At 38.9% G+C, this 4,769-nt stretch carries 2 protein-coding genes; both read left to right on the plus strand.

What is annotated here, in order from left to right; genetic code table 11:
* A partial coding sequence (locus Q0502_RS13165) for a SusC/RagA family TonB-linked outer membrane protein (RefSeq protein WP_298651436.1) occupies positions 1-2,910 on the plus strand: 2,910 nt, incomplete at its 5' end.
* A gap of 127 nt (positions 2,911-3,037) precedes the next feature.
* The coding region (locus tag Q0502_RS13170) for a RagB/SusD family nutrient uptake outer membrane protein (protein ID WP_298651437.1) at positions 3,038-4,769 on the plus strand (1,732 nt) is incomplete at its 3' end.

A 4,769-nucleotide genomic window follows, 5' to 3' on the forward strand; every position in this document is an offset into this window, starting at 1 on the left:
AATGTAGATCCGGATGCGGCGTTGGAAGTTTCTTATGTAGGTATGAGAACACAGGTCATCTCTCTTAATGGAAGAACAACCTTAAATGTAGTATTAGAAGAAGATGCGGAAATATTGGAAGAAGTGGTTGTAGTAGGATATGGTATCGCTAAAAAAAGCGACCTGACAGGATCAATCTCGCAGGTGAAAGCCGAAAGTATGCAGAATTATACTCCCTCGAATGTTAGCGACCTGTTACGGACAAGTGTTCCGGGAATGAATGTCGGCTATTCCGTCTCGGCCAAGGGTGGCGGTGATATGATGATCCGAGGAGATAACACGCTGACTGCCGGATCGGGTCCACTTATTGTTGTCGATGGAGTTATTTATAACGGTGATGTATCAGACATCAACCCGAACGATATCGAGACACTAGATATTATGAAAGATGCTAGTTCTGCTGCTGTTTATGGGTCACGGGCTACCAATGGCGTAGTGGCTATTACAACAAAGAGAGGACAAACATCAAAACCGATCATCAATTTCAGTGGAATAATCGGAATGGCTACAGCGGCAAACCGGGTTAAACCTTACGACAAAGATGGTTTTATCAAATGGCGTTCTGATATGGCTAAATCAGTTTATAGTGCAACCGTATCTCAAACGCCGTGGAGTCCATTTGATGATCCCCGCACGATTGATTCACAATATCTTAATGAATGGATGGCTTATCATAGTACTACGTCGGATAATCTTGTCGATGCCTGGTTGTCAGGTATTAAATTGACTGGGTTGGAGATTGAGAATTACAAAGTAGGGAAAAATATTGACTGGGAAGATCATATTTTTCAAAATGGCCCCCGCCAAGATTATAATATAAGCCTTTCGGGTAAAAAAGAAGACTTTTCCTATTATTGGTCATTGGGATATATGGATAATAAGTCATTGGCTATAGGAGACGAGTTCTCAACTGTACGTTCAAGAGTGAGTATCGAGGGAAAGCCGGCTCAATTCCTAAAAGTCGGGCTGAACGCGCAGTTTTCTTATCGGGATGAAAGCTCTGTTCCTGTCAATGATGGACAATATAAGTCTTTGACTCCTTACAGTTCTTTTTATGAGGGTGACGAAGAGACAATGAGGTTATATCCTAATGAAGACAATCAAGCGTTTCATCCGTTATTACAAAGAAAATACAGGACCCGTGAAATGGAATATTTCACCTTTTTCCCTAAAATATATTCTATTATAGAATTGCCTTTCGGTATCGTTTATACCTTGAATTATACTACCCGATTTGTTTCTTATCATAATCATATACATGATTCGTCAGAACATCCTCAATGGAATTTGTTTGGTGGTCTTGCTTCCCGTGAAAATTCTTTACGCAGAGAGTGGCAGGTGGATAATGTTATTAACTGGAATCGGGTTTTCTTAAAGGATCACAAAGTAGATGTAACTTTACTGGCCAATTTCGAAAAGTTCAGGAATGACACCGAAAAAATGGAGAATCAGAATTTTAGTCCGAATGATGTTCTGGGTTACCATGATATGTCTGTGGGGACATTACCGGTAATATCGAGTAACGATGTGGTAAGTACGTCGGATGCATTGATGGCCCGGATGAATTATATTTACAAGAATAAATACCTGTTGACCGCTTCTGTACGCCGGGACGGTTCGTCATTATTCGGATATTCCAATCCCCATGCCACGTTTCCGGCTACTGCTTTAGGATGGGTTTTGTCTGAGGAGGATTTTTTTAAAGTGCCATTTATTGATTACTTGAAATTCAGGGCTTCGTGGGGAAGTAACGGCAACAGGGATATTAATAATTACGCGGCTTTGTCGAGGATCATAACAGGAAAATCACTGAATGCAGAAGGAAATGGAAATCCGATCACTATACCTACTTTAGAGATAAATACGATGGGCAATAAGAAACTTAAATGGGAAAGGACAGAGGCATATAATTTTGCAATAGATTTCAGGATATTGAACGGCATTCTTACCGGAAAGATTGAAGCTTACAATATGTCGACCACCGATGTCCTGGTAAACCGACAGCTTCCTACGATTACGGGTTTTAATAGAGTTTACGCCAATTTGGGAGAAATTAAAAATAAAGGATTCGAGTTTTCTTTGAGTAGCCTTAATTTGAAAAAACCAAATATCGAATGGACATCTAATCTGATTTTTTCTCTAAATCGTAATAAAATTATTTCCATTACAGGTGAGAAATATGATGTTTTTGATAGTAATGGGAATCTGATAGGACAAAAAGAACCTGATGATAAGACGAATAATTGGTTTATTGGTCAAGCAAAAGATGTGATATGGGATTATAAAATTTTAGGTACATGGAAAATCGGGGAGGAAGAAGAAGCTGCCAAATGGAATCAGGCACCTGGAGATTTCCGATTGGAAGATGTAAATAATGACGGGTTGTTGACTGACGATGACAAGCAGTTTTTAGGTTACCAAACACCCCGGTTCTCGTGGACGCTTTCTAATACTTTTAATTTATACCGGGATTTTGAGTTCTCCTTTGTTTTATATTCTTTATGGGGACATAAAGCAAGTTATAATTTGGCTAAACATGATAATCATATAGAAGATCGTTGTAATTCATGGGATATTCCTTATTGGACACCTGATAACCAGTTAGATGACTATGCAAGATTGAGATCGGCACCAGCTAAAGGAGTATCCTATAATGTATGGTTCAGTAAATCATATATTCGTTTAGAAAATGTGGCTATTGCTTATAAAATACCCCCGAAAGTATTGAATAGAACACCAATCTCCAATCTGAAACTGACCTGCAATGTCCGAAATGCAGCCGTGTGGGCACCTAAATGGAAATTTGGCGATCCTGAGAATGGGACACGTTCTCAGAGAATTTTTACTTTTGGCTTGAATATGACACTTTGATAAAAACTTAATATTAAATAGAAATATGAAACCGACATGTTTAAGATAATCGTTAAACACCCGAAGGGAATGATTATTTTAAACATCAAAGGTTCCATATACCGAAATAAAACAATAAAATAATCATATGAAAACAATCATGAAATATAAAGTACTGGTGCTCTCTTTTGTCGGTTGTTTACTTACCGCATGTGGAGCAGATTTTTTGGATCCTAAACCATTATCGTTCTATGCTCCAGAAAACGTATTAATTGATGAGGCCGGTCTGCAAGCTGTATTAGATAAAGCTTTGACCAGTTTTAGAGGTGAATTTTGCACCGATCAGGCTCCATTCTTAACCAATCTGAAATATTCGGATGTTGCTGTTGACGGCACGACCGATAAAGCGACACCATGGCAAGACTTGGATAACCAAATGCTGCCGGACGGAATAAATAACGACTTGGCTTATACAAGAATCGGCTGGTATTGGGATAATTCGTATATTAATATAAAAGACTGCAATACAGTTATCAATCGGATCGATGAGGCTTCTTTTAAATCAGAAGAATCGAAAAATAAACTGTTGGGAAGCGCCTATTTTATGAGAGCTTATCGTTATTATATGAAAACGCTACAGTATGGGGATGTTCCTCTCGTGTTAGAAGAAGCGTCCGAGCCTAAAGTGGATTATTATACCACTACCAAAGAGTCCATTTGGTTGAAAATGATTGAAGACCTGGAGTTTGCCATACAGCATGTGCCTGAAGCAAATCAAACGAATGCCGGGCAGGTAACAAAAGCAGCCTGTAAACATTTACTTGCCAAATATTATTTATTAGAGGGGCGGTTTGATGATGCGATACGGATAACAACAGAGGTAATAAACGGTAGTGTACATAAATTATGTACCGAACGTTTCGGATCGGATAAGGACCTGATGGATAAAGATGTAGTTTGGGATATGTTCCGCATTGAAAATAAAAGTCTGTCAGCAAATACAGAAGGCCTCTTGTTAACTATCGATAGATATGGGATTGATGGAAATACTTCCGGGGTAAATGCTATGAGGAATGCAGTTCCCAATTTTGGACTGACAGGTGCTATAAAAACGCCGAATGGTGCTAATGGATTATCGGATGCGGCTAGAAATGAAATAGGGCTTGTGGAAAAATATGGAAGAGGAATTGCTCGTATTCGCCCTACTTATTATACACAAAAGAGTGTATGGACAATTGATGGAGAAGAAGATTTTTCTGATTATCGTCACAGAACGGATAATGAGAATTGGATTACCATGGAAATGTTAGTTTATAATAATCCGGCGCTAAGGAATAGTGGAAATGAGTGGTATGGGAAAAATCTACAGTTATATAATGAACAGGGAGGCATTTTATGTCAAGACACTATCCGGTGCTGGTTTGGCTGGCCACACTATAAAATATGGTACCCTGATCCTGACAGAGTACAACCTCAAGGGGGCCCAGGTGATTTTTATATTTTTCGTTTAGCTGAAACTTATTTGCTCAGGGCTGAAGCTTATATTTGGAAAAACGAATGGCAAAATGCTGCCAATGATATCAATGTGATCCGGGAAAGAGCGAACGCTCAATATATGTATACGGCTTCGGATATTCAATCACAACAAGTTGGAGCGGTATTGGACGAAAGAGCACGTGAATTGTATTATGAAGAACCTCGAAAAGTGGAATTAACAAGGATGGCCATTACCTTCGCACGGACGGGTATCCCATGTTATAACGGCAAAACATATAGTATGGATCGTATTTCCGAAGATAATTTTTGGTATGACAGGGTGGTAGAAATAAGTGATTTTTACAATAAAAATGTTCGTTCCGCTTATGGAAACAATTTTACTT

It is taken from the genome of uncultured Proteiniphilum sp., from assembly GCF_937873925.1.
Lineage (GTDB): Bacteria > Bacteroidota > Bacteroidia > Bacteroidales > Dysgonomonadaceae > Proteiniphilum.